Genomic DNA, 1,503 nt, shown 5'->3' with positions numbered 1-1,503 from the left:
ATAGGAGCACAGCCACAAGGGACAATGCCCCAGTGGGTGACGAGACGCCTGGCGGATGCTAGGCAAGGATTCGATGCGTCGGAGACGCGGAAAGTGCGGCAATATTATCAGGGACGCCGTTCTTTTGCACCCCCCAACGACAGGTAACTGCTTGTCACCGAGGCAGTCCACCGACAAAAAAAACCCCCAGAAAGCGCAGAGGCTTCCTGGGGGGATTTCAAGCGTGCGCCCGGTCGGACGACCGGGGCGATTCATTTCTTTGCTCGCTTACGCGGCGCCAGCTGCTTTGGCTCGTAACCAAAGCGGGCCCAGGCAGCCGGATCAACGGGCAAAGGATTGGTGCGCCCAGCTTCCAGGTTCACGAACACGCCGGAGTACTTCAGCGTGCCGGTCCGAAATAGCGTCCACAGCAGATTGAAGGCTTGCACGCCGATCGCCTGATTGATGACCAGCGACTGCTTGCGCAGTGCGTCGGCCATCGAGCAGGACGGCGCCGTGTCGGCCTTGTCTCCCTTGGGGTTCACGAGATCGGGGAAAAGGTCGCCCACGTGAGGAAGGCGTTGGGCGATCTTGCTGCCCACCTGCCCCAGAATCACCTGGCCCTTGTCGGTCTCATTGCCACAGTCGAGGTAGTAACCGCCACTGCCACGACTGACCGCACCCAGAATGGCCTTGCGAGCCGCGCGAGTATCCACGCAGCCCACCGCAAGATCACAGTCCAGTCGGTCGGTACTGGCAATCCGCCGCGTCTGGGCGACCCAGCGGGTACCCATGAGCGCATTGAGACGGTTCACCAGCAGCGTCGCCTTGAACTGGCCAACGTCGTTCGGATAGAAACCCTGCCTGCCGACGTTCGTCTCGCTGACCGTGTCGTCATCGAACACGATGCACTCGATGCCGCCCGGGTGCCCCAACTCCAGCATGGCGTGATGCAGCCTTGCCAGATTGGGCAGCAAAGCGCTGCCGGTTCCGCCGGCTCCAACCACTACGACGCGCCAGGCATACTCAAGCATCGAATCGGGAATATGGTGAGTCATCGTCATCACACGCCCCTCCCGGCCTTCGTCGCCGCATACCAGTCACTCGGGACCCTCTCACTCTCCTCGAAGATCCCTTTCGCACAGAGGCGCAGGGCGAGCGATGGGACATCCGCGCCGCAGTTGCCAATCACGAACGCGAACTTCACGTCATGCACGTCGTCTATGTCGTCTTGCGACGAGAAGTACGCCGGATGCGCACCGTGAGAGTGGCAGTCAAGGACCAGCACCTCGTCAGCCGACAGCTCGGGGCGGCTGTAATCAAGGTGGCCTCGTCCTTGCGAGCGGATGATCACGGGGGCTAGGCGGAAGTCCCGCGTTACCGCGTCCCACACAACCCAGGCGCCGGTCTCGTTGGGCATCGCTGCCCTGGCCATCTCAGCAAACTCCCCGATCAAGTGAACTGGGACCTTCCCGCAGCGCAGGTACGTGATCTCGGCAACCAGGCCATAGGGCACGGCTGTCT

The 1,503-nt window shown here is 62.1% G+C and carries 2 protein-coding genes; both read right to left on the bottom strand.

The window, feature by feature from the left end; all coding sequences use genetic code 11:
• Positions 1 to 251 precede the first annotated feature (251 nt).
• Positions 252 to 1,043: a PRTRC system ThiF family protein gene (locus tag CF70_RS22880; protein WP_035870169.1), complete on the bottom strand. Its 792-nt coding sequence runs from the start codon at positions 1,041 to 1,043 to the stop codon at positions 252 to 254.
• A partial coding sequence (locus CF70_RS22875) for a PRTRC system protein A (protein ID WP_035870168.1) occupies positions 1,043 to 1,503 on the bottom strand: 461 nt, incomplete at its 5' end. The genes CF70_RS22880 and CF70_RS22875, both read right to left, overlap by 1 nt.

Origin of the sequence: Cupriavidus sp. SK-3 (genome assembly GCF_000611145.1) — a bacterium.
GTDB lineage: Bacteria > Pseudomonadota > Gammaproteobacteria > Burkholderiales > Burkholderiaceae > Cupriavidus.
The sequence above is the reverse complement of the archived record's forward strand: the minus strand, read 5'-3'. Positions and strand labels throughout refer to the sequence as shown.

Bases quoted from the DNA above. Each gene is read 5' to 3' on its own strand.
- CF70_RS22880 (WP_035870169.1), bottom strand. From the start codon at position 1,043: ATGACGATGACTCACCATATTCCCGATTCGATGCTTGAGTATGCCTGG.